Origin of the sequence: Bifidobacterium psychraerophilum, assembly GCF_000741705.1 — a bacterium.
Lineage (GTDB): Bacteria > Actinomycetota > Actinomycetes > Actinomycetales > Bifidobacteriaceae > Bombiscardovia > Bombiscardovia psychraerophila.
Genome location: NZ_JGZI01000010.1, coordinates 621,756 through 637,258, shown reverse-complemented (window position 1 = coordinate 637,258; position 15,503 = coordinate 621,756). Strand labels below are relative to the sequence as shown.

The window sequence follows — 15,503 nt, the reverse complement described above, 5'->3', positions numbered from 1 at the left end:
ACCCATGAGCCAAGGGCAATTGCTATAGCGATGAGTCGCTATTTGTGGCGAAGCTTTCATCATGGCGGATTGTGCCTGGCATGACGTTTGCGGCCAATACCACGAGAACTCCCAAGATCGGGAACACGAGTAGGCCCGTACGCAGATTGACGGCATCAGAGATGTATCCGACCAGGGGTGGAAATAGCAGGAATCCTGCTCTCATGATCCATGAGACGACTGTCAGCCCGCTGCCTTGACGTAGGTATGGAAGGTTGTCGCACGCTGCCATGGAGTTGGGGCCGAGTGTAGACACCCCAAAACCGGCCGCAGCGAATCCCGCTATTGTTCCTGGAATAGAGGGGAACAGCAGTGCCAGACCGAGACCGAGAGCGATCAAGGCTCCTCCGAATCGTGTCACCTGCCTCATGCCGAATGCATCGACCATCCTGTCTCCTGTCGCACGGCCAACAAGCTGAGCGGCTGCAAGGCTGATGTATCCCAAGGGTGCTACAGCGGCGGGGGCATTCAATGATGTCGATAGGTACAACGAGGCCCAGGAGCTTCCCGAATCCTCCACCGCACAGGCAACCACACCGATAAAGGCCATTCCCAGGAGAGACGCATAGACATGAAATGGTATCGACGTCAGGGTGCGAATCGACTCTGGCCTGGATTGTTTTCTTGTATCGCGGCTGGGTTGATCGTCGAAGATGCAAAAGCGGCTGGCCACCAGTGCAAGGATGATCAGCAGCGCTGATATCAATCCCAGGTGCATCGCGCGGCCGATGTGGAGCGCGATCGATATGGATGCTGATACCCCACCAATCACAACCCCTGCTGACCATACCGCATGAAAGGAATTGATAATTGAACGATGGTAGCGTTGCTGAACCTGTAAACCCTGAGCATTCTGGGCAACGTCAGTGATGACGTCTGACGATCCGGCGAAAAACAAAGCCAACGCAAATGAGGGCAGTGACGGCGAGATGCTGACGAGGAATACCATAACAGCGGTGGTCACCGTTCCCGCGACTGCAATGCGTGCAGAGCCGAAGCGGCGTATGAGAAATGCCGCAGCGGATCCGAACGCTAAAGCCCCGGCTGGGAAGGCGGCCACTGCGAGGCCGTATACTCCGTTGCCTAGGGCAAGATCGGCCTTTATCTCGGGATAGTGTGGCACCATGCTGGCGAAAAGAGCTCCGTTGGTCAGGAACAGAGCCGATACCGCGAGGCGTGCTTTTTGCATGGAATCTAATGGCCGGATCGAATGCATCGGAGAATTCATAGTTGTAGAATATACCATACGTACGTACGAATATAACATCGTAGACGGACGGTACGATGGGTTGAGTTATCTGGGAGGGCTCTCATGCAAAGAAAAACGGATTTCGCTTCGTCGGATCGGTTGACGATGATACTTGATGCCGTCCTTTCCCTGATTGCAAGTAAAGGTCTTTCCGAAACGACCTACCGCAATGTTTCAAAGCTATCAGGAGTGCCACTCGGCTCGATGACCTACTATTTCTCTTCCCGGGATGAGCTCATCTACGCAGCATTCCAACAGTATGCTCAGCGTTCACTCGCACGCATGGTCTTGGTGACAGACAATGGGAGCGCTGATCTAAGCGAAAGCCTTTCGCGACTGGTGACAAGGGAATCGGATGCCGAACGTAGAGAGGACCGCATATTATTGGCCGAACTCTACGTTCTGTCTTTCCGCGATAAACGGTATGCCGACCTGACGCGCGATTGGATGCAGGGGGCCAAACGTGCATTACAAAGGGCTGGCGTCGCTAATGCCCGGGTAGTTGATGCGGTGCAAGAGGGGTTGACCCTTCAACGCTGTTTTGCCCCGGAGGAGGTCACCGAAGCTGTGGTGTTGGCGGCTTTCCGATCTGTGGTTGAGACAGTACCCGGACATTCGCAGCAGCATGGCTGAGTTCAGGAATCGTTGAAAACCGCACTCCGATAAGTCAGATGCAATAGTGACAGCTTGTGAACAGGCCTATAGACAGATAATGCAATGCACTGGCGGAAGGGAACGTGTTCAGGGAACCTATCCGATATTCAGGCATCGATGTTCAAAGCCAAAGACAAGAAGAAAGTACGGTGACGGGTGGATTGCCCACCGGCAATCTTGATGTATCAGCCTGCTTCCCTGGTGTCCGCGGACTCGACGGATACTCGGCATGGTGACAGCTACCTTGTCGCCTTCCATACTGCTGCTGCGCCTTCTCCATATCGAAAGGCCTCAAGACGGATATGCTCCTCGTTTGCGGTTATGCCCCAACTGTTATTCAAGCGATTGCCGTGATACTTAGGCAATATCAAACACGGATAAGTCACCACGGGCCAATGCGGACCAGTGAATCGACTTTGGAGATACAGGGGAACGAAGCTGAAAAGCAGTAGAGAAGGCCACTTGAAACGAAGTGATCTTCTCTATACTTGTGGAGCTAGGGAGAGAGCATAAGGATGTTCAAAACTAATGAGAACAGTGCACTTATGATTAGTGCCGCATTATTTACTACACTGGTTACCACCCCAATGAAGAGAATCAACTAACGGATGTGGTTATTGTTCTAACCCCTGTTCTCCAAGGAGGTGGATATCGCATTACGAGTATCAAGGAGCGGTGTATGCATCGAGACATGTGATGTATAGGGCGCGACGCGATCATTATGTCGAGCTGTTGAATCAGACGTTGAATTTCACAATGGTATTTCAGTCAGACGGAACGTATTGCGCTGGCTGACTGTTTGCATATGGGACACGGTATCCGCGCTATCTCCAAACGCCTGGCATGCAGCGTCTCGAGCATCAGTCGTGAGATCCGCCGCAACACGAATCCGAGAAAGACGTTCCACCTGCGCCCCGTCAACAAGTTTGGCGGCAACGGCATGAGTTACAACGAGCCATACGATTTCAATGCGACCATTCTGGGATATCCGAGTGCCGCAAGCGATCCTCCGGGCAATACTCCATTTGTCTGCAGAACGAAGATGAATGCTTTCGTGGTCGGTCTCCTGTACCGTACAGTGGAGGCTTCCAACTGCGATGGAAAGCACACGACGGCATGTTGGGCGGACCTTGGCTGACAGACCCGGATGCCGGTATGAAGGGCTGGGTCCACAGTATGATCTCGATATCGGGTAACGGGTCCAAGAAGGACTCCCTGATGGCGCCGTATTTTGATGACGATACCAAAAACCTGATCAATTCTGCTAACGACACGGGAAAGAATTCATTCGAATAGTCGAAAGGACAGTAATTGATTCATAGTCAGGGAGCATGGAGAGCCGGCCGAGGGATCGCTCTTGCCATACTGTTGGTTATGGCCTGTGTGGCGCGGGCGCTACTCATATGGCATATCAACGTTGACCGCACGGATAGCGTCTCCTCCGTAGCGTAAGACGTGGCGTCTTCACCGCGGCAGGAGTGTCATATGCCGCATGTGCTCAACAGCAGAGGTCTGGGGTATCAGTGGTGGTGCACCGTCGATTGGTGGGACGTCTCGGATACAGGGGGCGGGTATCGCAATATCCTGATGAATCACACTACCGATGGTCGTGACGAGATCGGGGATGAGCAAGAAGGCCGGAACCTGTCATCTGACCGTCTCCTGTCCTGTAGCGACATCTGAGTCTGGCCAGAGCGCCGTCAGCAAGTCCTTCGAGATCGCGGCCGGCAACGGCATGGACATCGTCGTCATTACCATGCCATACGCATCCACTCCCAAAGAGTAGCCCGACAACTTCCCCAGGAATGAGTGGCGATTCGCTGGCGGATGATTGTCTGTATCGCCCTTGGTGTCCTGGCGATTTGGTGATGACGAGCGGGCCGATACCATTCTGCTGATCACGGTGACACGAAGTCGAGTTCATCTGAATGACGGCGACCAAGATGCCTTTCATCGTGAAGCGTCGAGGGGTCATTCCACCGGACGGTGTCGTTGCCCGTTCTTCACTGCGTCCTTGCCATGCAACGGATGGATACACAGGATATTCTTGCATCCAATGTTCCATGAAAACGGACTCACATCGATCTAGAGAGCCAAAACTGGGCACCATGAAACAACCAAAATCATGGGGCGACATAGGAATCGCGGCCTCGCTGTGTTATTGCCGTTTAAAGAACCGAAACCCAATATCTAGCAATCGGCAGATCAGAGCGGTTGCAGGTGAACGTTGGATCTCGTACTGTGCTATCGCCCAGACCTGTCGAGTTGGATTAGCTCGATCATGCTTTACGGCGCTGGCGCACGAATCAACAACGACGTTGATTCGCCTGCTTGTAGGATGGCCGTGGGACGAAGGTCGTCGATAATAACGGCTGTTTACGTTGAGGCGGGTTCTTCAAGAAATGGAGGGTTGTGATGGCGGATAGTGGATAAGGGTACGCCGGAATCGATGGGTGAGGATGGTTGGTGGCGGCGATGGTGGATACCTGTGGTTGTGGCCGGCGTTGTCGCGGCAGTGCTCGTTGTTGTTGCATATCTCTCCGGTATGAAGTGGTTTGCTGCGGCAGCGAGTATTGGTATACCGGCGTTCATAACGGTGTTCATTGGCGTGCTTAACAGGAACAGTTCCAGGGATCAGTCGTGGGAGGCGCGGGAGCAGTCTACTCGTCAGGCGCGTCAGGCTGCGAGGGTGCAACGTGATCGTGATCTGCGCTCCCGCAGTAACGAGTTGATGAGTCATCAGGCGGCGGCCATCGAGCATTTGGGTGATCATAATCATATGGTGCAGGCTGCGGGTTTCAATGAGTTGATCTGGCTGATACGTGAGTGGACCACGCTGACGGCTGATTCGATCGCCGCGATTCGAGAGGGTGAGAACGCCGGCATTGAGAATGATGTTGATAACGGGGTTGATGGTGTTGTGAGACGTTGGGTAGATCATGTTCAGCAACTCATCGACCTGGCATACAAACAACTATTGCACAGTGACACTGAAAAGTTGCTTCTGAACAGCAATGCAAGAGGTGAGGGTCTTTTGAAGCTGAGCAAACAGTTAACCCAGCTGTTAAACTCTGAAGATAACGACAGTGTCCAACAAACCCAATGGCTAGTGATCTCAAGCCTGGATCTGATCGGTGCACATCTGCAGGGCGCTCATCTGACACATGTAGAGCTGACGGGTGTGGATATGAGGGGAGCGCATCTGATGTCTGCGGATCTGAAGGGTGTGGGTCTGAGTGAGTCGGATCTGAGAGGTGCGGATTTGCAGAGTGTGGATTTGAGAGATGCACGCTATAACAAGTACACCACTTTGCCTGAGGGTTGTGATGCCAGCAATATGATATTTATCAATAAAGAGCAAGAGGAATAATGAACAGTTTTGATAATTCCATATCCTTGTATCTGTGATATATCCATGTTCGATTGGTAGGGGGCAAGATGGTTGAAAAGAGTGGTTTGCGGATTAATCATATCGATGTATCGAGGCAGGCCGAGGCATTCGCCGGACGGATAGGGTCGAGTGAGGTGAAGACATATTTCCTGCAAGGGAGTTGGGGGAGCGGGAAAAGTGAGTATTTGCGTGCGGTCAAGGATAGTGCTGCGCTGCGGGAATTCACATTCATCGAACTGGCATTGTGGCGGCCAAAGGACAAAGCGTCCTTAGCGAGAAGGATTTTCTCCCGAACAGTTCCGAAAACGTCTATTGGTTTCACGATACTTGGCTGGCTGTTTTTTCTTTTGTCGCTGTTGGGAAGCGGTGCGTTGGCATCACGTGGCATAGTTCAATGGGGAGATACAAATGACTGGGTGATGCCGGTTACTTTCCTTGCTGTCATTCTGACTACCCTTTATGGGTTTCTGCAGAGTAAATGGTTGGATATCGACAGGCTTCTGTTTTGGATTTCCGCAAAGGTACTAACCTGCAGAAGAAGATATAAGGTGCTGGTCGTTGATGATTTTGATCGCCTTGACGCTGAGACACAGCAGGGAATGTACATGTTCTTCAATATGATTCATGGACGCACCAGAATTGTGTTTGTCGGAGATCTACGGAAAATGCAGAATACCAAGGATAACTACCTTGGCAAGATCATCGATCAGAAAGTCGCTCTTCCCTTCCAACTTGAATCCAGTAACGTCAGTCAGCAAATTTCCGAGACAATAAAAACCAGACTACATATCCCTTTCAACCCGTCGATAATTGAGACGCTTTTTGCTGAGGACGGTCTCACGGCACGAGACGCGAATCAATACTTGTCTTATGTTGAGTCAGAATTCATAGACCAGGATAAGAAGAATAGGGTTCAACCTGATCAGGAACTGTTCATCATATACCTATACCTTTTCCATCCCGCAGAATATGAGAAACTGACCGCGGGGTGGATGCCACCAGAAAAGGATAAACGTAACAGCGCACAGAAAAAGGATGAACAAGACGACAACGCAGAGAACTCTTTGATTGCGGCATATATGGATGGTGTGCTTCAGAAAAACCAAAACAACCCTCCTGACTTCTCCACAAACACGTCGATGTATTTCGTGAACGAATTTGCCACCAACCATTCGCTTGTGGAGCTTAATAAGATCATAAATTCCGAGGTTGAGAGCAGAAAGCTCTTTCTTGTCAACGATTCCACTGCTTTCGCAGATTACGAAGAGGTACTCGACTACATCGAGAAAATGACGGATACGGAGTACCGAAACGTCCAGAAGAAACTGGAACATGAGGCCGTGACGACGATGCATTCAGAGGTGCGTCACACACCGAACCGACTCGTGAAACTCGTCTTTACGAGACGCTTGAAACTAGTGGAACAGCTACTACTGCGATCAATGGATACCAGTTCTGAGGAGTTCGACAGGAAGCTCATAGACAATTTCGAAGGCATTTTCAATGCTGCACAAGAAAACTTATCTGACGAAATTGGAATTACCGAGCGTATGTATTATTACAGGTCATGCCTGAATCTATACGGCACAATCATGCCAACGGGCGATTTTCTCGGTAGGGCAATTCCTGCAATCAATGAGGATAATGTCAGCGTATATTTTAGTGCCAAGGCAAAGGAAATAGAGAACGACCATGACTTTGGTCAGCATGACTATGATGCAGAGGTTTTGATCGCCCAGCTGGGATACCGGTACTGGCTGGACGGGCCCGTAAATCCGACGAAGAACCCATTGTTCAAATCAAAAGTTGACTTAATCGAGAAATTGAAAAATTCAGAATACCGCACATTCTGGAATGTATATGATATTGAACCATCGGCGAGGGAACCAGAACGACTCCAAGGAGGGGCAGCTCTCTTATTTGACTATAATGACCAGTCATATGACAAGCATGTGCTTGCAAAGTTGAAAAATCAACAATAAAATGCAGCCCGCTAGTCTCTTGTGTGGTAAACGTCCGGTTACTACACGATCCCACGGCCTGGTAATCCGGGCCGTTTTTCATGATCAAACGTGTGTAAAACCCCGTGCATCTATCAATGCGAAATAGTTGATCTGATAGTTGAGTAGTTGACCGTTTTATTTGTTGCTTTGTAGAAAGTCCAAGTTTGTCGTGTAATACTTCTGGAAGTCTATGGTGGTGTTTCTTATTTCATGCCATATGCCGGCAGCTTCGTTGCTGATGTAGAAGTGATAGAAGCCATGCTTGGTTGTCTGTTTTTGCCGTGTTACTTCCCGCATTTGTCGTTGAGTGAGCACAAATAAGTTAATGTTGTTTTTGTCGGATATGGTCATAAAGTAGTAGTCATAATAGTCGCTGTCGGTAATGGCGCTGTTGATGATGTTCCAACTACTCCATGAGCCATCGTTATTGTAGTTGGTACTGGCGGAGAGCAGTGCCTTCTTCGTTTCGCTTGATTTGAGGGTAAGCGTGCAACTGTTTCTGTGAAACGAGCAGCGGATTTTTTTGAGCTTGCAAAGTTGTCTTATATGTTCCTTTGCTTCGCCGACGGTTGATTGTGCCTTTATCGATGCTTCTTCATCTTCGTCAATAATCCTTGTGTTGTTGCTGGTGTCTGGGTTAGCTGTGTCGAGTTTGGTGAATGATTCAGTATTATCTGTAGTTGAATGAGTTTTCTCGCTTGTTTTAGTCTCTTCAGTTTCCATTTCGTGATATGCGTCAAGCGCATTTTGCACACCTTCGCCGAGCTTTGGGTTGGTTTCTTTAATTTTGGCAAGGAGTTCTTTTAGTCTGGTGTTTGGAGTATCTAGGTTGAATACTTTCAATACATCTCGCGCTAAGGACATACCGCTTTTCCCTATGCTTTCTATGAGTTGGTCAGTGGTTCCTAGATAGAGTAGAAGACTCCCGATAATTATGAAGGCGAGATTGCCGTAACCGGTGTTTTTCATTTTTATGGTCAGGCCGAAGCCGATGAAGAGAAACAGGATCCCCCACACTAGGAGGAATGGGTGATCTTTTAGTTTCCATGATTCCAGTATTCTTTGATAATGTTTTTAAAGAACGTTTTCATAAGTTCAGTTTACGTCTGATGGTTCATCGTGTGAGAAAGTGCCCACTGTCTTTATCGCCTCACGGCTGGTGCCCTGATTGCTGAGTTGTTGTCGTTTCATGTGCCGGCGCTCTCATGGTGTGCCCGTCTCTTATCTTTAATACCGGTGTAGCCGATGCCGACCTGTTGATACTGAGCAATCGGGGTCGTGATGAAGATGACTGGGGCCTGCACGATCATGGTGTTCCATGTGAATGCCGAGTAGTCGGGTTCCTGGACGAGTGAAGCAGCAAGGTATGGGAACAATGACAAGGTGCGGAGATGGGATGCGCCGAAGGCGGAGGCGAGCATTGGCGAGTAGGTGTTGGCCGAGATGGATGCGCTGCTGATGCAGGCCGCCGGCACCGATGATCCCGATGATGTGGTGTCGGTGCTGTTGGACCGGCCCCGTGTCGCCGAGGAGCGGGAAGAGACGGTGAAGATCCAGGTGCGGGTACCGCGTTCCTTGGTAGAAAGAGATCGACAGCAAGGCCGTGGGGAAATGGTTGAGTCGTTCCGCGTACATGCACGGATCATCGGTCGAGAGACGCTGCAACCGGCCTGATCGCACGAGAATAGTTGCAGCGGATGAAGTAGAGCGGTAGGGCATGATCGTGGGGTATGTCGCGTCTATTCCCGAAGAACCTTACGCTCAGACTGCCATGAATGGGCGTCGATACGAAGTTTGGTGTCCTTGAGCCACACCAGTGCGCCGGCCGCGTCATCGATGTCGAAGTTCGCATATTGGCGTTTCTTTAACCCAGGCCACTTATCGAATGCCCAGAAGGGTGTCAGATAGCTGGCCTCTATCCATGCGCTCGTCCGATTCTTCTTCTGTCGTAGCGTCCCAAATCTCCGAGTCAGAATATCCTCACACACCCGTGAAGAATCCCGCTTGTACCACATCAATTACCACGCTAAACAAGAAATAACAGGCAAAAGCATGTCACTGCATGCCGAGACAGATCAATAGGAAAAACCTGAAAATAGAGGCATTAAAGACTGATATAACAAAAAAGGCCACTCCAAGCGGAGCGACCTTTTCCATACTCGTGGAGCTGCCGGGAATTGAACCCGGGTCCGGTGACCGTACTCCCAGTCTTCTACGTGCGTAGTCTGCTGGCCGTATGGCTATTGTTCTGCCCCCAATGGTGTCGCAGACAACTATTGGCTGGCATATTCACAGTTAAAGTCCCTGAATCACCCTGTGACGCAGCGATTCAAGCAAGTCCTCTAAATGACGTTCAGCTTCTCCCCGAAGACGAGAGAGAGTGAACGGAGCCACTGCTCACTGTTTATTCCTGGCGCGAAGCTCAGGCAGCGAGAGCGAACTCAGTGCGGTTAGATTTAGCACTTGTTGTTTGCGGGAGGACATTAACGAGTGGACCCCCGCGTTCTCGGCACGCTTCTCTGCGACGAACAGATCACCGTCGAAACCGATCAGCCCCATATATTCAATTATCAAACACATCCGGCCGTAAGACCGAACACCCTATTGTACAACATCCGCAATAGCACTATCGTCAACAGTTTCCGCACCGCAGTATTCCGAAAACCCAGAATCCGGGCCCGACGAAACGCACGGCACCAACGTGCTTGCTCAATTGCGCTTGTTCAATCGAGCATCGTCGCTTACCCAATGCGCAGTGCCGACGTCCATCGCCAGGATACGACGCCAATCACATAATCCCAATGCGCACGCGACCCCCAAATACAATGCGGCGGGTGCCCACGATCACAGGACCTGGGGAAGGTCCGCATCATGGGCACCCGCCGCAACGATTCAGCGGGAGCGCGGTCGATCAGTCGGCCGGGTTCACCTTCTCGTTCTTGGAGACGATCAGGCCGTGGAAGATCGCGATCACCAGCACGTAGACCACGCCAACCGACATCACCGCAATGGCGCCGGTCTGCATGCCGACGGCATCGGAGGCGAGACCCATCAGAGGCGGGAAGATGGCCCCGCCGATCAGACCCATCATCATCAGTCCGGAGATCTCGTTCTGGCGTGAAGGCATATGGAGCAGGCCGCGGGTCAGGAACAGCGAGAACACATTGGAGTTGCCGAAACCGACCAGTGCGAGACCGAGATAGCAGAGGAACACGGGGGACTGCGATACGGTGATGAACACGGTGAAGCAGACAACCGAGAGCGTCATCATGACCGCGCAGATGCGCAGTGCCGTCTTATTGCTCAGACGCTGCAGGGTGACGCTGCCTGTCAGGCATCCGATCGTACGGAAGACGAAGTAGACGCTTGTCGCGATACCTGCGGTGGAGAGTGACTGGCCGGTCTGTTCCATCAGAATCTTGGGGGCTGTCGTATTGATGCCCACATCGATGCCGACGTGGCTGACGATGCCCAGGAAGCAGAGCAGCACCACCGGGTCCTTCAACAGGGCGAAGCAACGTGCGATGCTGGTCTTGCCTTTGTCGGGTGCTGCTTCCTCGATGTGGTCCGCTGCGAGAAGCGCGTAGCCGACGATTGCGACGACGAGGAAGATCACATACAGCAGCCACCACATGCCGAATGCCGTGGCCATCCAACCGGCGAGGATCGGGGCGATGAAGGATGCTATCGCCTTGACGAACTGTCCGAGTGTCAGTGTGCTGGCGAGTTTGTCATCCGACACCAGATTGCTGAGCAGGGGGTTCAAGGACACCTGCATCAGGGTGTTGCCGATGCCAAGCAAGCAGAATGAGATGATCATCAGAATGAAGCGCACGTCCTTCGACGGCTGCATGTATCCGATGACGGGAACAATCAGGGCGGCTGAGGTGACGATGATGCTGATGAGCACGGTGCGTCGCCTGCCGATGCGGTTCATCAACAGACCGGTCGGCACCGAGAAGATGAGGAACCAGAAGAACACCATACTGGTGAAGAGATTGGCCTGAGAATCCGTGAGTGAGAAGTCGTCCTTCACATAGTTCGCCGCGATACCCACCAGATCGACGAATCCCATGATGAAGAATGAAATCATCACCGGCGCGAGCGCCCGGATATTCATTCCTGGCCGAGTGCGGCCTGAACTTGCATTTGACATGTGCTTTCCCCTCTTCGTCAGGCCACGGATCCCCATCCGCGGCCTGACGATACTTCACTGCTTAATTTTCGGCTTCCGCCAGTGCGAGGTAATCCGGAATGGCTTCCGGATAGTCGGGCCATGCGCCGTTCTGCGTGCACACGTAGGCAGCCGTGTTGACGGCCGCGCGGTGAGCGCTGTGAAGGGACACGCCTTTGAGAATGTTGCTGGTAAAAGTACCTGAGAAGGAGTCACCGGCGCCGACGGTATCGGCGACCTTGACGTGTGGTGTGGAGAGTGTGGATGAGTCGCCGGTACGGCCGAAGATGCTGCTGTATTCGCTTCCCGCGGTCAGAACGGTGTACTCGAGGTCGAAGTGGTCGATGAACCACTGGCATGCATCGGCATCGGAGGTTCCGCGGATATCGAACATATCTTGCAAGAGTAGCAGCTCGGCGTCATTGAGCTTGAGTACGGTCGCCTGCCAGAGCAGCTCGGTGATGAGCTCCTTGGAGTAGTGGTCACCACGAAGATTGATGTCGAAGAACTTCATTGCGCCGGGCTTGGTGTGCTTCAGCAGCTCGATGATCGTGTCGTGTGATTCGGGGCTGCGCAGTGCCAGGGTGCCGAAGCAGACCGCGTCGGCTTTGCCGACGAGTTCGATGAGTTCACGGGTGAGCACGATGTGGTCCCATGCGACATTGCGGACGATGGTGTACTCCGGGATGCCGTTCTTCAGAGCGACCTCGACGGTGCTGGTCGGCCAGGCGTTGCGTTGCAGGATCGACTTGATGCCGGCATCGGTGATGGCATTCGAAAGTTCGTCGCCCAGGGCATCCTCGCCGACGGCGCTGATCGAGTATCCGTCTGATCCATTCTTCATTGCATGGTAGATGAAGTTCGCAGGAGCTCCACCGGCTCGCTTGCCTCCGGGCAGCATGTCCCAAAGCAGCTCTCCGAGGCTGAGTACGATTGGCTGGTTCATGGTATTTCCTTCCTGATGGTGCTTCTTTCAATTTTTCGGTTATGAGTGTTGTCGTTTCTTGCGTCGTCGTCCCGCGGTGGTCAAGTGCTTCTGGCGAAGCGGGAGGGATGACGCAGGAATTGGTTTGCCGCGACGGCGGCTGCACCGGTGAGGGTGGGATCGCTCGTCAACGTTGAGAGCATGATTTCCGTGCCGTCCAGTATTTCGGGAACAACACGCTGTTTCAGGACTTTCTTGATCGTGTCCAGCAATGCCGGCCCGGCCTGGGACATGATGTCACCGATGACGATCTGCTTGGGGTTGTAGCAATTGATGATGTTGACGCATCCGTATGCGACGAATTCGGCGGTTTCCTTCACCAGCTGCTGTGCCCGCATATTACCCAGCTTCGCGGCGTTGAACAGGGCGTTGCAGGCATCTCGATGCGTCATGGATGCAATGTTTTCCCGGTCGGGGAGGATATCGGATTCGAGGAGTCTTTCGTGCACGGCGACGGCGGAGCAGTAGCATTCCAGACAGCCCACATTGCCGCATTTGCAGGCTTTGCCGTTGACGTCGATGCTGATGTGTCCGATTTCCGTCGCGGCTCCGCGGTCCCCGTTGATGAGCCTTTCGTGCTCCATCACGCCGACGCCGACGCCTTCTCCCACCAGATAGTAGGCGATGTTGCCGGATGAGATGCGTGGGTCGAAAAGGCTTTCCGCCAGGGCGCCCGAGCGGGCGTCGTGCTCGATGAATGTCGGCACCGGGAATGCGTGCTGGAACTCATCCGTGTAGCAGACCTCCGTCCAGCCAGGCATGGACGTGACCACGGCGATGCGTCCCTCATGCCTGAGATACGGACCGGGAACGGACATTCCGACCGCGACGATGTCGGGATCCTTCGCCAGCAGATCGCTGATGATCGAGCGGATCTCCACGATGGTGGAGGCGATGCTCGTATCCTTCACGGGAGGCAGGTCGATGATCGAGAGTTGACGGCCGCTGATGTCGAACACGCCGATCTGGACCAGGCTGCGGGCGAATTTCACTCCGATCACACGGTATTTCGAATGGTTGAGGGCAAGGCCCAGAGCCCTTCGGTTCAATCGTCCTTCGAGGTTTCCGGTTTCGCTGATGATGCCCAGATCTATGAGCTTCGCCGTTATTTTGGTGATGGCCGGTGGTGTGAGTCCCAGCGCATGGGCTATATCGGCGCGTGAGCTGATGCCGTTGCGATGGAGATACTCGACAACACGTGAGCGGTTCAATTCTGAAAGGGATTGGTGGTCACCCCCGCGGGGCATCCCTGATGTGCCAGAGCGCACGATGACTCCTTCGTCGTCGATTATGAACCTTGTGGAAACAAACAGTAATATATTAACTTCGTTAATACAAAAAAGTCTATTCGGCGTGTTGCCTTTCCTGGCCGCCTGCGCGGGTCGTTAACAGTGTCGAAAAGAATTGAACTTCAGGATTTGTTGACGAAACCGAATGGACATAAAGCACGTATAAAAAACAATAGTAAGGAAAGTGAACTAAACACGTATCTCGGGGATCGTTTGGCTGCTTCCTTGTCAACGCCGTTTCACGGCGATGCGCCCGGCGCCGATTTCGGGAATCGCGGCATCGAAAGATGCGGTGTTCCCACTGCAGAGAGATCGGAGCCCTTGGGCGCATATGGCTGTCAGGAAAATCAATGGGGGTTCAAGATGAGGCATAAGAAAACGATGATGGTTGCGGCGCTCACCGCGGCAACCCTGGCATTAAGCGGCTGCTCCGTTGGCGGTTCATCCGCCTCGTCGTCGTCGGATTCCACCGATGGCGCGGGCAAGACCATCACGATATGGGCCATGCAGGGGGACTATTCAACACAGACATTGGATGCGATCAACGCCGCATTCACCAAGAAGACCGGTGCGAAGGTCAAGGTGGAGACCCAGCAGTGGACCGATATCACCACAAAGATCACCACCGCGCTCACCACTTCGACGCCTCCCGACGTGCTCGATATCGGCAACACACAGGTGGCGGGATTCGCCTCCAGCGGCGGCCTGCTTGATCTGACCTCGCATAAGAAGGATCTTTCGGAGGGGAAGCAGTGGCTCAGCGGACTTGAGGATCCGGCCACGGTCAGCGGCAAATTGTACGGAGTCCCGGCCTTCGGAGCCGCCAGAGCCGTGGTCTACAACAAAAAGATCTGGGCCGATGCGGGCGTGACGACCGAGCCGACGACCTGGGAGGAATTCACCGCCGATCTGGACAAGGTGGCGGCGAAGAACGCCTCGAACAAGGACTTCACACCCTTCTATCTTCCGGGGCAATACTGGTATTCGATGCTGCAGTTCGTCTGGGACGCCGGTGGTGACGTCGCCAAGGAGAAGGACGGCACCTGGACGGGCACCACCTCCAGCGCCAAGAGCATCAAGGGCCTTGAGGAATGGAAGGCATTCCAGAACACCTATTCCAGCAAGGCCTCCCGGAGTCTCGATACCGATTCGCCCGACCAGAACCAGATGCTTGCCGATGGTACGACTTCCGCGATTCTGGCCAACAGCGCGGCGCTCTCCGCTGTGAAAACCATCAATTCCAGTGTGAGCGAGGATGATCTGGCGACATTCGCGATGCCGGGCCAGAGTGGTGAGAACCAGCCCGCCATGACGGCCGGCTCGGATTGGACGATCGCCGCGAAGAGCCAGAACTCGGCTCTGGCGCTTGAATGGGTCAAGATCGCATCCAGCTCGGCAATTCAGCAGAAATGGGTGTTCGGCAATGACGGTTGGCTGCCCAACACCGTCGAGGGTCTGAGCCAGGCAATGAAATCGAGTGACTTCCCGGAGGCCCAGAAGGGGTTCTTCGAGGCGGCGAAGAACTCGAAGGCCACGCCGGGCTCACCGAACTGGGCGACCATCGAGGGTGACAAATCGGTGAACTCCTTCACCCAGTCGATCGCAACCGGCACGGCCACGCCGGAGCAGGCGGCGAAGACCTTCGATGCCCATATGGACGAGGTGTTCGCCAAGTAGTGATTCTGAGGGCCATAGCGGTCTCAGGGGTCATGGGGCGTA

General features: G+C 53.2%; 13 protein-coding genes and 1 other RNA gene. 7 read left to right on the top strand and 7 right to left on the bottom strand.

What is annotated here, in order from left to right; all coding sequences use genetic code 11:
* Positions 1-22: 22 nt before the first annotated feature.
* A complete protein-coding gene (locus BPSY_RS09755) occupies positions 23-1,267 on the bottom strand; it encodes an MFS transporter (protein ID WP_051921907.1) in 1,245 nt (414 codons plus the stop codon).
* Positions 1,268-1,351: 84 nt separating this feature from the next.
* Here BPSY_RS09755 and BPSY_RS09750 point away from each other — a divergent pair, with 84 nt between their 5' ends.
* From BPSY_RS09750 to BPSY_RS09725, 5 genes are all read left to right on the top strand, one after another.
* Positions 1,352-1,921 (top strand): TetR/AcrR family transcriptional regulator, encoded by a 570-nt coding sequence (locus BPSY_RS09750; protein ID WP_052118902.1) that lies wholly within the window; start codon positions 1,352-1,354, stop codon positions 1,919-1,921.
* Between the two features lie 769 nt (positions 1,922-2,690).
* Complete coding sequence (locus BPSY_RS09745) at positions 2,691-3,080, top strand: helix-turn-helix domain-containing protein (protein ID WP_081884392.1); 390 nt, start codon at positions 2,691-2,693, stop codon at positions 3,078-3,080.
* A gap of 471 nt (positions 3,081-3,551) precedes the next feature.
* Positions 3,552-3,728: a hypothetical protein gene (locus BPSY_RS09735; protein ID WP_162178450.1), complete on the top strand. Its 177-nt coding sequence runs from the start codon at positions 3,552-3,554 to the stop codon at positions 3,726-3,728.
* 639 nt (positions 3,729-4,367) lie between these two features.
* Positions 4,368-5,312 carry a pentapeptide repeat-containing protein gene (locus tag BPSY_RS11190; protein WP_152596826.1) on the top strand — a complete coding sequence of 315 codons (945 nt, stop codon included), beginning with the start codon at positions 4,368-4,370 and terminating at the stop codon, positions 5,310-5,312.
* Between the two features lie 68 nt (positions 5,313-5,380).
* Positions 5,381-7,315 carry a P-loop NTPase fold protein gene (locus BPSY_RS09725; protein ID WP_034886820.1) on the top strand — a complete coding sequence of 645 codons (1,935 nt, stop codon included), beginning with the start codon at positions 5,381-5,383 and terminating at the stop codon, positions 7,313-7,315.
* 156 nt (positions 7,316-7,471) lie between these two features.
* On the opposite strand, the gene BPSY_RS09720 is transcribed toward BPSY_RS09725, so the two are convergent.
* Positions 7,472-8,353: a hypothetical protein gene (locus BPSY_RS09720; RefSeq protein ID WP_033497446.1), complete on the bottom strand. Its 882-nt coding sequence runs from the start codon at positions 8,351-8,353 to the stop codon at positions 7,472-7,474.
* 170 nt (positions 8,354-8,523) lie between these two features.
* Positions 8,524-8,757, bottom strand: coding sequence for a hypothetical protein (locus BPSY_RS11725; protein ID WP_033497448.1), 234 nt, complete (start codon positions 8,755-8,757; stop codon positions 8,524-8,526).
* Positions 8,758-8,779: 22 nt separating this feature from the next.
* Between BPSY_RS11725 and BPSY_RS09710 the strand changes: the two genes are divergently transcribed.
* Positions 8,780-9,010, top strand: coding sequence for a hypothetical protein (locus BPSY_RS09710; RefSeq protein ID WP_033497450.1), 231 nt, complete (start codon positions 8,780-8,782; stop codon positions 9,008-9,010).
* Between the two features lie 485 nt (positions 9,011-9,495).
* Here BPSY_RS09710 and ssrA read toward each other — a convergent pair.
* The 4 genes from ssrA to BPSY_RS09690 form a co-directional block, all read right to left on the bottom strand.
* Positions 9,496-9,893: a transfer-messenger RNA gene (ssrA, locus tag BPSY_RS11485) on the bottom strand.
* A gap of 354 nt (positions 9,894-10,247) precedes the next feature.
* Complete coding sequence (locus BPSY_RS09700; protein ID WP_033497817.1) at positions 10,248-11,492, bottom strand: MFS transporter; 1,245 nt, start codon at positions 11,490-11,492, stop codon at positions 10,248-10,250.
* Between the two features lie 61 nt (positions 11,493-11,553).
* Positions 11,554-12,456 carry a carbohydrate kinase family protein gene (locus BPSY_RS09695; protein WP_033497815.1) on the bottom strand — a complete coding sequence of 301 codons (903 nt, stop codon included), beginning with the start codon at positions 12,454-12,456 and terminating at the stop codon, positions 11,554-11,556.
* 80 nt (positions 12,457-12,536) lie between these two features.
* Positions 12,537-13,742: an ROK family transcriptional regulator gene (locus BPSY_RS09690; protein WP_033497814.1), complete on the bottom strand. Its 1,206-nt coding sequence runs from the start codon at positions 13,740-13,742 to the stop codon at positions 12,537-12,539.
* Positions 13,743-14,147: 405 nt separating this feature from the next.
* On the opposite strand from BPSY_RS09690, the gene BPSY_RS09685 reads away from it, so the two are divergent.
* Positions 14,148-15,461, top strand: coding sequence for an extracellular solute-binding protein (locus tag BPSY_RS09685; RefSeq protein ID WP_033497812.1), 1,314 nt, complete (start codon positions 14,148-14,150; stop codon positions 15,459-15,461).
* The last annotated feature ends 42 nt before the right edge of the window (positions 15,462-15,503 follow it).